General features: G+C 73.7%; 11 protein-coding genes. 5 read left to right on the top strand and 6 right to left on the bottom strand.

The window, feature by feature from the left end; all coding sequences use genetic code 11:
• The 3 genes from AC07BF_RS27140 to AC07BF_RS27130 all read left to right on the top strand — a co-directional run.
• Positions 1-1114, top strand: a 1114-nt coding sequence (locus tag AC07BF_RS27140) for an acyl-CoA dehydrogenase family protein (protein ID WP_478334044.1), incomplete at its 5' end; no start/stop codon positions are given.
• Between the two features lie 40 nt (positions 1115-1154).
• Positions 1155-2369 (top strand): acetyl-CoA C-acetyltransferase, encoded by a 1215-nt coding sequence (locus AC07BF_RS27135; protein WP_478334043.1) that lies wholly within the window; start codon positions 1155-1157, stop codon positions 2367-2369.
• 38 nt (positions 2370-2407) lie between these two features.
• Positions 2408-4600 carry a 3-hydroxyacyl-CoA dehydrogenase NAD-binding domain-containing protein gene (locus tag AC07BF_RS27130; protein ID WP_400844796.1) on the top strand — a complete coding sequence of 731 codons (2193 nt, stop codon included), beginning with the start codon at positions 2408-2410 and terminating at the stop codon, positions 4598-4600.
• 128 nt (positions 4601-4728) lie between these two features.
• Here the strand turns inward: AC07BF_RS27130 and AC07BF_RS27125 are convergent, their stop codons facing one another.
• The 4 genes from AC07BF_RS27125 to AC07BF_RS27110 all read right to left on the bottom strand — a co-directional run bounded on the left by AC07BF_RS27125 (position 4729) and on the right by AC07BF_RS27110 (position 9167).
• Positions 4729-5484: a MerR family transcriptional regulator gene (locus tag AC07BF_RS27125; RefSeq protein WP_363625264.1), complete on the bottom strand. Its 756-nt coding sequence runs from the start codon at positions 5482-5484 to the stop codon at positions 4729-4731.
• Positions 5485-5750: 266 nt separating this feature from the next.
• The gene (locus AC07BF_RS27120; RefSeq protein ID WP_478319453.1) at positions 5751-6782 is read right to left on the bottom strand and encodes an isopenicillin N synthase family dioxygenase; all 1032 of its coding nucleotides are present in this window, start codon (positions 6780-6782) and stop codon (positions 5751-5753) included.
• Between the two features lie 334 nt (positions 6783-7116).
• Positions 7117-7764 carry a response regulator transcription factor gene (locus AC07BF_RS27115; RefSeq protein WP_363585673.1) on the bottom strand — a complete coding sequence of 216 codons (648 nt, stop codon included), beginning with the start codon at positions 7762-7764 and terminating at the stop codon, positions 7117-7119.
• Positions 7716-9167 (bottom strand): sensor histidine kinase, encoded by a 1452-nt coding sequence (locus tag AC07BF_RS27110; protein ID WP_478319452.1) that lies wholly within the window; start codon positions 9165-9167, stop codon positions 7716-7718. Before AC07BF_RS27110 ends, AC07BF_RS27115 begins: the two co-directional genes overlap by 49 nt.
• A gap of 233 nt (positions 9168-9400) precedes the next feature.
• On the opposite strand from AC07BF_RS27110, the gene AC07BF_RS27105 reads away from it, so the two are divergent.
• Together AC07BF_RS27105 and AC07BF_RS27100 are read left to right on the top strand one after the other, a co-directional pair.
• Complete coding sequence (locus AC07BF_RS27105; RefSeq protein ID WP_478334042.1) at positions 9401-10114, top strand: ABC transporter ATP-binding protein; 714 nt, start codon at positions 9401-9403, stop codon at positions 10112-10114.
• A gap of 118 nt (positions 10115-10232) precedes the next feature.
• Positions 10233-12626, top strand: coding sequence for an ABC transporter permease (locus AC07BF_RS27100; protein WP_400811399.1), 2394 nt, complete (start codon positions 10233-10235; stop codon positions 12624-12626).
• 42 nt (positions 12627-12668) lie between these two features.
• Here the strand turns inward: AC07BF_RS27100 and AC07BF_RS27095 are convergent, their stop codons facing one another.
• Both AC07BF_RS27095 and AC07BF_RS27090 read right to left on the bottom strand, forming a co-directional pair.
• The gene (locus AC07BF_RS27095) at positions 12669-13436 is read right to left on the bottom strand and encodes a MerR family transcriptional regulator (protein ID WP_478334041.1); all 768 of its coding nucleotides are present in this window, start codon (positions 13434-13436) and stop codon (positions 12669-12671) included.
• An 88-nt stretch (positions 13437-13524) separates the two neighbouring features.
• Positions 13525-14565, bottom strand: a complete 1041-nt coding sequence (locus tag AC07BF_RS27090) for a DUF2332 domain-containing protein (protein ID WP_478334040.1) — start codon at positions 14563-14565, stop codon at positions 13525-13527.
• Between the last annotated feature and the right edge of the window lie 3 nt (positions 14566-14568).

Genomic DNA, 14568 nt, shown 5'->3' with positions numbered 1-14568 from the left:
AGGGGGTTTCTGGGCCGCGGTGTGTTTCTTCCGCCACGGGGGGGTTCTCCCGCACGAAACCCGTGGGGAGAAGGCGGGCCTTTTCCCCCCCCCCCCCCCCTCCCCCCCCCCCCCCCAGGGCCTGCTCGGGATGGCCGTCCCCGAGGAGTACGGCGGCGGGGGCGCCCCGGACTTCCGCTACGCCGCCGTGCTGGCCGAGGAGTTCGCCCGGGCCGGCGCCTCCGGGCTGGCCGTCGGCCTGCACAACGACATCATCGGCCCCTACCTCACCTCGCTCGCCACCGAGGAGCAGAAGCGCCGCTGGCTGCCCGGCTTCTGCAGCGGCGAGCTGATCACCGCGATCGCGATGACCGAGCCCGGCACCGGCTCCGACCTCCAGGGCATCCGCACCCAGGCCGTCGACCGGGGCGACCACTACCTGCTCAACGGCGCCAAGACCTTCATCTCCAACGGCATCCTCGCCGACCTGGTGGTCGTGGTCGCCCGCACCACCCCCGAGGGCGGCGCGCACGGGCTGAGCCTGCTGGTGGTCGAGCGCGGCACGCCCGGCTTCGAGCGCGGCCGCAACCTGGACAAGATCGGCCAGAAGGCCCAGGACACCGCCGAGTTGTTCTTCGAGGACGTCCGGGTGCCGAAGGCGAACCTGCTCGGCGAGCTCAACGGCGGCTTCGTCCACCTGATGCAGAACCTCGCCCAGGAGCGGCTGACCATCGCGGCCGCGGCGATCGCCGGCGCCGAGTACCTGGTCGAGATCACCACCGACTACGTCAAGCAGCGCGAGGCCTTCGGCCGCCCGCTGGCCAAGCTCCAGCACGTGCGTTTCGAGATCGCCGAACTCGCCACCGAGTGCGCCGTCACCCGGGCCTTCGTCGACCGCTGCATCACCGAGCACAACCGCTACGCGCTCACCCCGGTGGACGCCTCGATGGCCAAGTGGTGGGCCACCGAACTGCAGAAGCGCACCGCCGACCGCTGCCTCCAGCTGCACGGCGGGTACGGGTACATGAGCGAGTTCCCGGTCGCCCGGGCGTTCACCGACGGCCGGATCCAGACCATCTACGGCGGCACCACCGAGATCATGAAGGAGATCGTCGGCCGGTCCGTCCTCGGCTGAGACCTCCCGCGAAACCCCCTGCCCCGAAAGGCGTTTGACCGTGACCACCGAAGCGTACGTCTACGACGCGATCCGCACCCCGCGCGGCCGGGGCAAGGCCACCGGCTCGCTGCACGGCACCAAGCCGATCGACCTCGTCGTCGGCCTGATCCACGAACTGCGCAACCGGCACCCGGAGTTGGACCCGGCGGCGATCGACGACATCGTGCTCGGCGTGGTCAGCCCGGTCGGTGACCAGGGCTCCGACATCGCCCGGATCGCGGCCATCGCGGCCGGCCTGCCCGACACGGTGGCCGGCGTCCAGGAGAACCGCTTCTGCGCCTCCGGCCTGGAGGCCGTCAACCTGGCCGCCGCCAAGGTCCGTTCGGGCTGGGAGGACCTCATCCTGGCCGGCGGCGTCGAGTCGATGTCCCGGGTCAAGATGGCCTCCGACGGTGGCGCCTGGTTCGCGGACCCGATGACCGCGTACGAGACCAACTTCGTCCCGCAGGGCATCGGCGCCGACCTGATCGCCACCATCGAGGGATTCTCCCGCGCCGACGTGGACGCCTTCGCCGCCGAATCCCAGGCCCGCGCCGCCAAGGCGCAGGCGGACGGCCTGTTCGACCGCTCGGTGGTCCCGGTCCGCGACCGCAACGGCCTGGTCGTGCTGGAGCGCGACGAGTTCATCCGTCCCGGCACCACCGTCGAGACCCTGGCCGGCCTCAAGCCCTCCTTCGCCGGCATCGGCGAGGCCGGCGGCTTCGACGCCGTCGCCCTGCAGAAGTACCACTGGGTCGAGGCCATCGACCACGTCCACCACGCCGGCAACTCCTCCGGCATCGTCGACGGCGCCGCGCTCGTCGCCATCGGCAGCCGGGAGATCGGCGAGCGGTACGGGCTGCGCCCGCGCGCCCGGATCGTCTCCGCCGCCGTCTCCGGCTCCGAGCCCACCATCATGCTCACCGGCCCCGCCCCGGCCACCCGCAAGGCGCTCGCCAAGGCCGGGCTCACCGCCGCCGACATCGACCTGGTCGAGATCAACGAGGCCTTCGCGGCGGTCGCCCTGCGCTTCATCCGCGAACTGGGCTTCCGGTCCGAGCAGGTCAACGTCAACGGCGGCGCGATCGCCCTCGGCCACCCGCTCGGCGCCACCGGCGCGATGCTGCTCGGCACCGTGATCGACGAGTTGGAGCGGCGCGACCTGCGCTACGGCCTGATCACCCTCTGCGTGGGCGGCGGCATGGGCGTCGCCACCATCGTCGAGCGCATCTGACCCACTGTCCCTCGGATCCCCTCGGAGACCCTGAACTCATGAGCGACACCACCACCATCCGCTGGGAGCAGGACCAGGACGGCGTGGTCACCCTCGTCCTCGACGACCCGACCCAGTCCGTCAACACCATGAACGAGGCCTTCACCGCCGACCTCGATGCCGTCGTCGACCGGCTGGCCGGCCTCGCCGCCGCCGACGGGCTGCGCGGCGTCGTCGTCACCTCCGGGAAGAAGACCTTCTTCGCCGGGGGAGACCTCCGGCTGCTCTCCGCCGCCCGCCCCGAGGACGCCGCCGCCGTCTTCGAGAAGTCCCAGCGGATCAAGCGCGCGCTGCGCAGGCTGGAGACCCTCGGCAAGCCGGTCGTCGCCGCCGTCAACGGCAGCGCGCTCGGCGGCGGCCTGGAGATCGCCCTCGCCTGCCACCACCGGATCGCCCTGGACAACCCCGCCAGCCGGCTCGGCCTGCCCGAGGTCACGCTCGGCCTGCTGCCGGGCGGCGGCGGAGTGGTCCGCACGGTACGGCTGTTCGGCATCACCGACGCCCTGCTGAAGTTCCTCCTGGAGGGCCGCCAGTACCGCCCGGCGCAGGCCCTGGAACACGGGCTGGTCCACGAACTCGTGGCCACCCCGGAGGAGTTGACCGCCCGGGCGCGGGCCTGGATCGAGGCCAACCCGACCGCCGTCCAGCCCTGGGACGTCAAGGGCCACAAGATCCCCGGCGGCACCCCGGCGAACCCGGCGTTCGCCGCCAACCTGCCCGCCTTCCCGGCCAACCTGCGCAAGCAGCTGAACGGCGCGCCCTACCCGGCCCCGCGCAACATCCTGGCCGCCGCCGTGGAGAGCGCCCAGGTCGACATCGACACCGCGATGGCGATCGAGGCCCGCTACTTCACCGAGCTCGCCTGCGGACAGACCAGCAAGAACATGATCCAGGCGCTGTTCTTCGACCTCCAGGCGGTCAACTCCGGCGCCGGCCGCCCCCAGGGCGTCGAGAAACGACTCGTCCGCAAGGTCGCCGTGCTCGGCGCCGGGATGATGGGCGCGGGCATCGCCTACACCTGCGCCAAGGCCGGCATCGAGGTCGTGCTCAAGGACGTGAGCATGGCCGCCGCCGAACGCGGCAAGGCCTACTCCGCCGGGCTGCTGGACAAGGCGATCGCCCGCGGCCGCTCCACCGAGGCCAAGCGGGACGCGCTGCTCGCCCGGATCACCCCCACCGCCGAGGCCGCGGACCTGGCCGGCTGCGACGCGGTGATCGAGGCCGTCTTCGAGAACACCGAGCTCAAGCACAAGGTGTTCCAGGAGGTCGAGGGCGTCCTCGCCCCCGACGCGCTGCTCTGCTCCAACACCTCCACCCTGCCGATCGGGCTGCTCGCCGAAGGCGTCGAGCGCACCGCGGACTTCATCGGGCTGCACTTCTTCTCCCCGGTCGACAAGATGCGCCTGGTCGAGATCATCCGCGGCCCGCAGACCGGCGACGAGGCCCTCGCCCGCGCCTTCGACCTGGTCCGGCAGATCGACCGGACCCCGATCGTGGTCAACGACTCGCGCGGCTTCTTCACCTCACGGGTCATCGGCCAGTTCCTCAACGAGGGCGTCGCCATGGTCGGCGAGGGCGTCCCCCCGGCCAGCATCGAGCAGGCCGCCGCCCAGGCCGGCTACCCGGCCAAGGTGCTCTCGCTGATGGACGAGCTCACCCTCACCCTGCCGCGCAAGATCCGCGACGAGTACCGGCGCGCGGTCGAGGCCGCCGGCGGCGGCTGGACGCCCCACCCGGCCGACGCGGTGGTCGACCGGATGGTCGACGAGTTCGGCCGCCCCGGGCGCAGCGGCGGCGCCGGCTTCTACGAGTACGGTGAGGACGGCAAGCGCGGGCGGCTCTGGCCGGGGCTGCGCGAGCACTTCGGCGAGCCGGCCGCGGACGTCCCCTTCGAGGACCTCCTCTTCGAGGACCTCAAGGAGCGGATGCTGTTCAGCGAGGCGCTGGACTCGGTGCGCTGCCTGGAGGAGGGCGTGCTGACCTCGGTCGCCGACGCCAACGTGGGCTCCATCCTGGGCATCGGCTTCCCGGCCTGGACGGGCGGCGTGTTCCAGTACATCAACGGGTACGAGGGCGGCCCGGTCGGCTTCGCGGCCCGGGCCCGCGAACTCGCCGCCGCCTACGGCGAACGGTTCGCGCCGCCGGCGCTGCTGGAGCGGATCGCGGCGGAGGGGCGTACCTTCACCGACTGACCGTCAGGCCTGAGCGGGTGGGGCCGGGTGCCGGACGGCCCCACCCGGCTCCTCCTGCGGTTGCCCGCCCAGGTCCTTGCTCAGCTTCCCGCTCAGCTCCTCGCCGAGTTCCTTGCTCAGCTTCCCGCTCAGCTCCCCGCCGAGTCCTCCCGCAGTTCCTCGCCGAGTTCCTCCCGCAGCGAGCGCTGGAACGCCGTGACCAGTGCCTGCGCCACCATCGGCTGGATGTGGTCCGTCAGCGCCCTCATCCGGGCGAGCTCGTCCGGCGCCGGCTCGCTCTCCCGGTAAGGCCGCCACACCGTCTCCCGGAACAGCCGCTGCAACTCCCGGGCCGTCGCCCGGCTGTGCTCCAGCACCACCGCCCGCGCGGCCAGCAGCGTCTCCAGCGGGATCGGCACGTCCAGGATCCGCACCCCCAGCGGCAGCAGGCCCGGATCCACCCGGAACAGCTCCGGATCGGCCGTCCGCTCCAACGCCCCCATCGCGACCAGGCGTTGCACCTGTTCCTCCGACAGCCCCCGCCCGGCCCGCCGCTCCAACTGCGCCCGGCCCAGTTCCTCCGCCGCCTCGGGCGTCCAGGACGCCACCAGCGCCCGGTGGATCGCCAGGTCCAGCGGCGTGCTGTCCTCCGGCAGCCGGGACAGGTACCGCTCGATCGCGGCCAACGTCAGCCCCTGGCGCTGCAACTCCTCGATCAGCTCCAGCCGGTCCAGGTGCGCCGCCCCGTACAGCCCGACCCGGCGCGGCCCCAACTCCGGTGGTGGCAGCAGGCCCTTCGTCCCGTAGAACCGCACCGTCCGGACCGTCACCCCGGCCCGCGCCGCCAGTTCGTCGACCGTCAGCCGCACACCGCCCCCGTCTCCCACGGCCCCGCGCTCCCCCATCTGCCGCCTCCTGCACTGGCACACTTCCACTGTGACAGCAGCAGTGTGACAGTGCCCGTCCCCCTGGTCCACCGGCTGTTCCACCGGCTGGTCCACCGGCGACGGCGGCCCGTCGCGCACGTGAGTCCGCCCCCGCCGCTGGGGAGCGGCGGGGGCGGACTCGGGGTGCCGGTGACTCTGGCGGCGCCGCTTCTGGCCGGAGCCTGCTCTGACCGGCGCTGCTCCTGCGCTGCGGCGCGACTGGTCCCGGCCTCCGCGGCGTGGGGCTACCGGGAGGCGGCGTCGGCCAGGTCGGCGTGGTGGCGGCGGGTGACCTCGGGATGGGCCCTCGTGTAGCCCTTCCACTCGTTGAGGCCGAACTCGGCGAACAGCGGGTTGTCCGGATCCTCGGTGGCGCCGGGGGCGTGCCGGGCGAACGGGAAGTCCAGCGGCTCGATGTGGGCGTCGAGACGGGGGTTGTAGAAGAACGGGACGGAGAAGCGCTCGCGGGCGCCGACCGGGCTGACCACGCGGTGGTTGGTGGCCTTGAGGTAGCCGTCGGTGGCCACCTCCAGCAGCTCGCCGAGGTTGACGACGAAGGCGCCCGGCATCGGCGGGACCTCCAGGAAGGTGCCGTCCGGGCGCTCGACCTGGAGGCCGCCGACGGTGTCCTGGAGCAGCAGCGTGATGAAGCCGTAGTCCTTGTGGGCACCGACGCCCTGGCCGGCGCCGTTCGGAGCGGTACCGGGGTAGCGGACCAGCTTGAGCCGCAGGTGGGGGTGGCCGGCGAAGGCCTCGTCGTAGAAGTCGGGGCGGGCGCCGATCGCGGTGAGGAGCTCGTGCAGCAGTCGGCGGGCGGTGCCGCTGAGGTGGTCGATCCAGCCGAGCGCGGCGGTGCGCAGCTCGGGGAGCGCAGCGGGCCACTGGTTGGGGCCCTCCAGCCACCAGTACGGGGGCTCGTCGGTGCCGGGGACGTGCGGGGGCAGCTCGGCGCCGATGTCCAGCTGGTCGCGCCAGTCCTGGCTGCCGCCGGTGCGCTCGTCGCCGGTGCGGGTGTAGCCGCGGTAGTGGGGGGAGTTGAGGTTGCTCACGGCGAGCCGGTCGGCCTCGGGGAGGGCGAAGAAGGCGCGCATCGCGTCGGCGAGCGCGGCCGTCTCCTCCGGGGTGATGCCGTGGCCGACGAGCTGGAAGAACCCGACGTCGGTGGCCGCGGCACGGAGTTCGTCGTGCAGCCGGCGGCGGTCGTCCGGGCCGCCGTCGGCGAGCGAGAGGTCGATCACCGGGAGTGAGTCGGATATGGGGGTGTACTGCTGCGACATGTGTGACATCCGCTGGTCTCGTCCCGGCCGGTCCCGGTGATCGACCGGGGGATGGCCGGAGTGGCCGCCTGGTGCGGCGGGTGCTCCGGGAGCCGGGAGGCGGAGGCGGCCGGGTGGAGGCTGCCCTTGAGGGTGGTGGCGCGAGGTTCAGCTGGAGCGTCGACAGGACATGCTTGTCACGCGGAGCAGGTCCACGTGGCGACGGCGAACAAGGATGAGCACGTCACCAGCGTAGATGACCTTGACCGGAGCGGGCGAGCCCCCTGCGGCGGAGGGCTGCCTCTCACTTGGCAGTGGCCCTTCAAGGGTGGAAAGCCTTCCTGTGTCGCCCCTCTCAGCCGTTGTTGAGGTAGGCCAGCACGGCCAGGACGCGGCGGTTGTCGTCGTCGGAGGGCTGGAGGTCGAGCCGGACGAAGATCGACGCGGTGTGCTTGGCGACGGCCCGCTCGGTGATCACCAACTGCTGGGCGATCGCCGCGTTGGAGCGCCCCTCGGCCATCAGGGCCAGCACCTGCCGCTCGCGCGGGGAGAGGGTGGAGACCGGGCCGGCCGAGGAGTTGTGGGCGAGCAGCCGGGTGATCACCTCCGGGTCCATCACGGTGCCGCCCCGGGAGACCCGCTGCACCGCGTCGATGAACTGGGCGCCGTCCAGCACCCGGTCCTTCAGCAGGTAGCCGATCCCGCCGGTGCTGCCGGCCAGCAGCTCGCGCGCGTACAACTGCTCCACGAACTGCGACAGCACCAGGACGGGCAGCCCGGGGTGTGCCTGGCGGGCGGCCAGCGCCGCCCGCAGCCCCTCGTCGGTGAAGCCGGGCGGCAGCCGGACGTCGACCACGGCGATGTCCGGCCGGTCGGCGGCCACTGCGGCGAGCAGTTCGTCGCCGGTCTCGACCGCCGCGGTGACCTCCATGCCGCTGGCCTCCAGCAGCCGAGTCAGGCCGTCCCGGAGGAGGAAGAGGTCTTCGGCGATGACAACGCGCACGGGATCTCCAGGTTCACAATGGTCGGGCCACCGGATGGGCTGCTGATCGCGAGCACCCCGTCGAAGGCGGCCAGTCGGCGTTCGGTTCCGCTGAGGCCGGTCCCCCGGGACGGGTTGGCGCCACCGCGCCCGTCATCGGTGACCGATATCCGCAGCAGCCCGCCACTGTGCCCTATCTCGATCCACACGTGCGAGGCGCCGGCGTGTTTCACCACGTTGGCCAGCAGCTCGCTCACCGCGAAGTAGACGGCGGACTCCACCGGAGCGGGCGCCCGGCCGGGCAACCCGCCGGTGAAGGTGACCGGCAGCGGGAGGTCCAGCGCGGTCGCCTCGACCGCGTCGGCCAGGCCTCGGTCGGCGAGCACCGGCGGATGGATGCCCCGGACCAGGTCGCGCAGCTCGCTCAGGGCCTTGACCGAGGACATCCGGGCCTCGACCAGCAGGGGTTGCAGGGCCTTCGGGTCGTCCTTCACCTGCTCGGCCACGGTCAGCAGCATGCCCAGGGCGACCAGCCGGGCCTGCGCCCCGTCGTGCAGGTCCCGCTCGATCCGGCGCAGCTCGGCCGCCCCGGCGTCGATGGTGTCCGCCCTGGTCCGGGCCAGATGACTGACCTGGCGGGCGAGTTCGCTCCGTCGGGACGGGCCGAGCAGAGCGCGGGCGGCCCGCTCGTGCACCCGCAGGACCGGCGGCGCGGCCCACAGGGCGGCCAGCGGGGAGATGTAGAGCCCCATCAGGTAGAGGGGCCCCAGCGGGAGGAACGGCCCGTTCCGGCCGAGCACCTGGAGGGCGATCGGGGTCAGCACGACGATCACGGCGGTGATCGGGATGGCGCAGCCGGAGACGAGCACCCAGAGGAGGTCCCGCCACGTCGCCGGATCGGCCAGCCAGCCGCCGGCGCGCAGTCGCTGCCACGGCCCGGCGTCGACGCGGTGGTACGGCACCGGGATCGGCCGGCCGCTCCACCGGCCGACGATCCGCCGGTTCTCCGTCGCGATCCAGCGCGTGCCGAGCAGGCCGAGCACCAGCATCGCCGGCCCCAGGCAGAGGGATCCGGACCGGCCGCCGGGCGGGGCGCCGCCGTAGAGGTCGGTGGCCATCAGCGCGAGCGAGCCCGGCGCGAACAGGACGGCCCCGGCCGCCCGGCCGCCGCCCCCGGTGGCCCAGCAGAGCGCCCAGAGGGCGACCGGCGCCAGCGGCACCAGCAGGATCAGCGGCCCGCCCGGACCGTGGGCGAACGGCTCGGTGTCGTCGGGGCCGAGCAGGGCGGCGGCCAGCAGGACCGGCCCGGCCAGCAGCGCCATCAGCCCCGTGACGGCCAACGTGACCATGTAGAGCGCCCGCACGCCGGCCACGACGGCCCCCTCCAGCTGCGCGACGGCCCTGGACACTGCGCTCGTCCTCATCCCGCGCCTCCCCTCCGGTCGGTGGCCCCGCGGCCCCGGTTGATCATCCGGCGTCAGTCTGCCGCGCCGTGACGTGCGGCGCTCTAGGTCTGCGCCCCCAATCCGGGGTGTACCTGGATACACCCCCGAGAGGCCGTCCAGACGGCTGTCCGCGCCCCGCCCCGGATTCGTAGCGTCATGTCCCGTCAGCCGGCCCGGACTTCCGGCGCCGGACCTCGAATCGTGGAGGGCCCGTGAACGCGCCGATCATCCGGATCCGCGGCGTCAGCAAGACGTACGACCGATCCGACGCCGCCCACCCCGCGCTGGCCGGGCTCGACCTGGAGGTCCGGGCCGGCGAGGCGCTGGCCGTGCTCGGCCGCTCGGGCAGCGGCAAGTCCACCCTGCTGAACCTGGTCGCCGGCCTCGACCGCCCGAGCGAGGGCGCCGTCGAGGTGGACGGTGTGGCCGTCCACGAGCTCGGCGAGGCCGCCCTGGCCGAGTACCGGCGGAAGCGGATCGGCATGGTGTTCCAGTTCTTCAACCTGCTGGACGACCTGAACGTCGAGGACAACGTGCTGCTCCCGGCCCAGCTCGCCGGGATGCGGCGGGAGCGGGCCCGGGTCCGGGCCGGCGAGCTGCTGGAGCGGCTCGGGGTGGCCCGGCACGCCAAGGCCTTCCCCGGTCGGCTCTCCGGCGGCGAGCGCCAACGCGTCGCGGTGGCGCGGGCCTTGATGAACCGCCCGCCGCTGCTGCTCGCCGACGAGCCGACCGGGGCGCTGGACACCGCCTCGGCCGCCGACGTCCGCGACCTGCTCCGGGGGCTCAACGCGGAGGGCCAGACGATCCTGCTGGTCACCCACGACACCGCGCTCGCCGAGGCCTGCGCCGACCGGACCATCGAACTGCTCGACGGCCGGCTGGTCCGGGACACGGCGGCCGTGCCGGCCCCCGGCGGTGTGCGATGAGCGAGCGGTGCGCGATGAGCGAGTGGTGGGGGTGCCCCCGGCCGGAGGCTGGGGGAGAGCGGATCACGGGAGGGCGCGTGCGGGCGAACGCCCCCGCCGGGCGAAGGGAGGCGGGCGCATGAGCGTACTGGGCAAGGTGGTTCGCGCCGGCGTCGGCCGCAAGCGGGTGCAGACCCTGGTCATGGTGCTCACCACGATGGCGGCCGTGACGGCGTGCATCCTCGCCACGGGCCTGCTGGTCGCTTCCCAGGGCCCGTACCAGCGCACCTTCGCCGACCAGCGCGGCGCGCACCTCAACGCGCTGTACGACCCGGCCAGGGCGAGCCCCGCCCAACTCGCCGCGACCGCGCACGCCCCCGGCGTGACGGCCTCGGCCGGCCCCTACCCGGCGCTCACCGTCCAGCCGCGCGCCGGTGACGAGCTGCGGATCCCGCCGGCCGGCAGCCTGCTCCCGCCGGTGACGCTGGTCGGCCGGGCGAAGGACGGCCCGCTGGACGGTCTGCGGATCACCATGGGCCGCTGGCTCGCCGGCCCCGGCGAGGTGGTGTTCCTGGACGGCCACTCGCCGCTGGGCGTCGGCGACAGCATGCAGTTCCCCGACCTCCCCGGGCACCCGGTCCTCAAGGTCGTCGGCCTGGCCGCCTCCCCCTCCTGGAGCGCGGACGGCTGGATCGCCCCCGAACAGGTCGCCGGGCTCACCGCGCCCGGTGCGGCGCCCGCCGCCCAGTACCTCTACCGCTTCGCCCACGCCGACACCGACGCCGAGGTGGAGGCGGACCGCGCCGCGCTCGCCGCCGCGGTGCCGGGCGGCGCCCTCGCCAGGGCCACCTCGTACCGGCCGGCCCAGGCGGAGGCCAACCGGACGGCCGCGACCTTCGTCCCGTTCGTGACGGCCTTCGGGGTGCTCGGCCTGGCCATGTCGGTGCTGATCATCGGCGTCGTGGTCAGCGGCGCCGTCAGCGCCGCCACCCGGCGGATCGGCATCCTCAAATCCCTCGGCTTCACCCCGTCCCAGGTGGCGCGCGCCTACGTCGGCCAGGCACTGATCCCGGCCGGGGTCGGCACGGCGCTCGGCGTGCTCGGCGGAAACCTGTTATCCGTGCCCGTCCTCGGGATGGCGCACAAGGCCCTGCGCGGCGGCCTGCTCGGCATCCCGCTCTGGGTGGACGTCGCCGTTTCGGCGGTGGCCCTGGCGGCCGTGGCGGGCACCGCCCTGGTGCCCGCGCTGCGGGCCGGCCGGCTGCGCACGGTGGAGGCGCTCGCGGTCGGCCGGACGGCGCCGGGCGCCCGGCGGGCAGCCTCCCGCGGCGGCCCGGGTCCGGCCGGGGCGTCGGGTCCGGCCGCCAGGATCCAGCAGCTCATCGGCCGCCTACCGGTGCCGCGCGCCCTGAGCCTCGGGCTGGCGACCCCGCTCACCCGGCCGGGCCGCTCGGCGACCACGGCCGCCGCGGTGGTGCTCGGCACGGCCGGAGTCACCCTGTGCGTCGGCCTGACGCTCTCGCTCGGCTCCTTCCAGGACGGCCTCCAGGCCGGGCGCTCCGGCAAGGTCGTGCTCCAGACCCCGATCGAGAGCTCGACGAAGGCCCCCGACCACGTGGACGAGGCCGCCGCGACCAGGGCGATCACCGGCCGCCCCGGTACCCGGGCCTGGTACAGCACCGCTCCGACGCCGGTCGCCGTGGCCGGGAACACCGGGCGCACCGCGGTGATCGCCTTCACCGGGGACGCCTCCTGGGGCGGCTACCAGCTGATCTCCGGCCGGTGGTTCCAGGGCCCCGGCGAAGTGGTCGTCGCCACCGCCTTCCTGCGCGCCAACCAGGTGCGCGTCGGCGACACCGTCACCCTCACCGACCACGGGCGCAGCACCCCGGTGCGGATCAGCGGTGAGGTCCTGACCACCAGCGACCAGGTGTTCGTCGACCGGGCCGCACTGGCCCCGCTCGGCACCGCCGTCCAGGCCGACGCGGTCGCCTTCCAGATCGACCTCACCCCGGGCACGGACGCGAAGGCGTACGCGGACGGGCTCGACGACGCCGTCCGGCCGCTGGGCCTGAGCGCCGAAGCGGGCGGGCAGCAGATCAGCATCGTGATGCTGGCCATGAACACCCTCGCCGGGACGCTCACCCTGCTGCTGGCCGTGGTGGCCGGCCTGGGCGTGCTCAACACGGTGCTGCTGGACACCCGGGAGCGGGTGCACGACCTCGGGGTGCTCAAGGCGCTGGGGATGTCGCCCCGGCAGACGGTCGGCATGGTGCTCACCTCGGTCTGCGGCAGCGGGCTGACGGCCGGGCTGATCGGGGTACCGATCGGGATCCTGCTGCACCACCAGGTGATGCCGGCGATGGCCCGCGCCGCCGGGGTCGGGGTGCCGGAGGCGGACCTCACCGTGTTCCACCCCTCGGTGGTGGGGCCGCTGATACTCGGCGGCCTGGTGCTGGCGCTGCTCGGGGCCCTCCTCCCCGCCGCCTGGACGGCTCGCACCCGGACGGTCACGGCGCTGCGCACCGAGTGACGGCGGGGCGGGGCGGTAGGGAAGGCCCGCTCCGCCGGTGACTCAGACCAGCCGTGCCGCCGCGTACGCCTCCAAGGCGGCCCGCTGGTACGCGGCCAGGCCCGGGGTGATGGCCTCGTACGCGGCGCTCCACTGGGCGTTCTCCGTGCAGGAGCGCGCGATCGCGCGGAACTCCTCGACGGAGACCGTCCGGAGCGCGCTGAGCGCCCGGTACTCGGCGTCGATGTGGTTCTGCACGGGCTCGGCGTCCGCCGGGTGGCCGGCCGTCAGCAGCTCCGCCAGGCGGATCATCCGCGCCGTCCGCTCGCGCTGTCCGGCCTCGACGTCGGCCTGGCTCATCGCGGCGGTGGCGCGCCGCGCCGCCTCGGCGTGCTCGGGGAAGTCCCGCAGGCTCTCCTCGACGTCGCCGGGCTGGATGCCCTCGAACAGGTTCTCCGGTCGGTTGATGCTGGTCATGGGTGTGCCGTCCTCTCGGGAACGTTCCAGATCGGCGATCGTGCGGGAGACGGTGGCGGCCAGGGTGTCCAGCCGGTCGCGCTCGGCGAGCAGCCGGTGCTGGTGGTCCCGCAGGGCCTCCAGCTCGTCCACCTGGTCGCCCAGGATCCGGGCGATCTCGGTCAGCCCGACCCCCAGCGCCCGCAGTACGAGGATCTGTTGCAGCTGGAGCAACTGCCGTTCCTCGTAGTAGCGGTGGCCGTTGGAGCCGATCCAGGCCGGTGGCAGCAGTCCGATCTCGTCGTAGTGCCGCAGGGTCCGGGCGGTCACGCCCGACATCCGGACGACTTCCGCGATCGGCCAGACCGCTGCCATGCGCCGTCTCCCTCGTTCACGTTCGCTTGGACCAGGGCCGGTTCCTCCGGCCCTGGTCACGACGGTAGAAGCTGACGCTGCGGCAGCTTCAAGCCCCGAGACCGTCCCGGGGCTGGAACCAGTCGAGGGACTGCCCGTGCGGTCCGGTGAAGGCCACCGGCCGCTCGTCCAGGGCGAGCGCGAACAGCCCGGATCCGACGGGCGCGGGGTGGGGGAGACGTCGCTCGACGGTCGGCAGCACCGAGACGGCCTCGTTGGAGATCCAGTGCCCGGGCAGGCCGCGCATGGTCACCGCGAACTCCTCCCGCGCCTCCGGGGACAGGTAGGCGAGCACCGCGCTGTGGAACACCACCGGCGTGGCACCGGCGGGCACCTGTGCCACCAACTCCCTCACCGTCGCGTTGAGGTCGCCGCGCACCAGGTGCGGCGGCTCGGCCCGGGCGACCTGGACGGCGCCGCGCAGCCGCTCCAGCCGGTGGGCCTGCTCGGGCCAGACCAGCGACTCCAGCCAGCGCATGTCCTCCTCGTCCCGGACGTCCAGCGGGTTGAGGTCGATCCCGGCGCGCCACACCACCTCGGGCAGCCGCTCCCGCAACGACGCCGACAGCGGTACCGGCCCGCGCACCGCGCACTCCAGCGTCACCGGGCTCTCCTGGGCGCCGAACTCGATCGCCGGGCCGCCTGCTTCACCCGCTTCGCCTGCTTCGCCCACCTCAACCGTGTATCGGTACCGATACCGGTCCGGGTAGAGGCAGAGCCCCGCCGAGGCCCCCACCTCGATCAGCGCGAGGGGCTGCGGCAGCGCCGCCAGCAGCGGCAGCAGGGTGGCGCACCGGCCGGCCTCGTTGGTCTGCGTCCGCCGTCGCAGCATCGTCGCCGCAACCTCGTCCCAGTGCGCCGACACCCAGGTGCGGAAGGCCGGATAGCCGGCCGTCACCGGTCCGCCGAGGTGGCGGACCGAGCCGAACAGCAGGTTCGGCTGCCGCTTCGCGGCCGGCAGCCCGTCCAGCAGGGCGCACAACTCATCGTCCCCGGCGGCGCGTTCGGCGAGGCCCTGGTAGCTCGCCGAGTTGCCGCGCGCCTCCCGCTCCGCGAAGGCCCGGTAGAGGTCCCCGATAGCACTGTCCACGTT

Source organism: Kitasatospora sp. NPDC043950 (assembly GCF_056435345.1).
Note: the sequence above shows the minus strand (reverse complement) of the source record. Positions and strands in the feature narration are given on the sequence as shown.

What these genes read in the sequence shown, in the direction of transcription:
- AC07BF_RS27095 (WP_478334041.1), bottom strand. Translation starts at nt 13,436, where the DNA reads ATGGCAGCGGTCTGGCCGATCGCGGAAGTCGTCCGGATGTCGGGCGTG.
- AC07BF_RS27100 (WP_400811399.1), top strand. Translation starts at nt 10,233, where the DNA reads ATGAGCGTACTGGGCAAGGTGGTTCGCGCCGGCGTCGGCCGCAAGCGG.
- AC07BF_RS27120 (WP_478319453.1), bottom strand. Translation starts at nt 6,782, where the DNA reads ATGTCGCAGCAGTACACCCCCATATCCGACTCACTCCCGGTGATCGAC.
- AC07BF_RS27130 (WP_400844796.1), top strand. Translation starts at nt 2,408, where the DNA reads ATGAGCGACACCACCACCATCCGCTGGGAGCAGGACCAGGACGGCGTG.
- AC07BF_RS27125 (WP_363625264.1), bottom strand. Translation starts at nt 5,484, where the DNA reads ATGGGGGAGCGCGGGGCCGTGGGAGACGGGGGCGGTGTGCGGCTGACG.
- AC07BF_RS27110 (WP_478319452.1), bottom strand. Translation starts at nt 9,167, where the DNA reads ATGAGGACGAGCGCAGTGTCCAGGGCCGTCGCGCAGCTGGAGGGGGCC.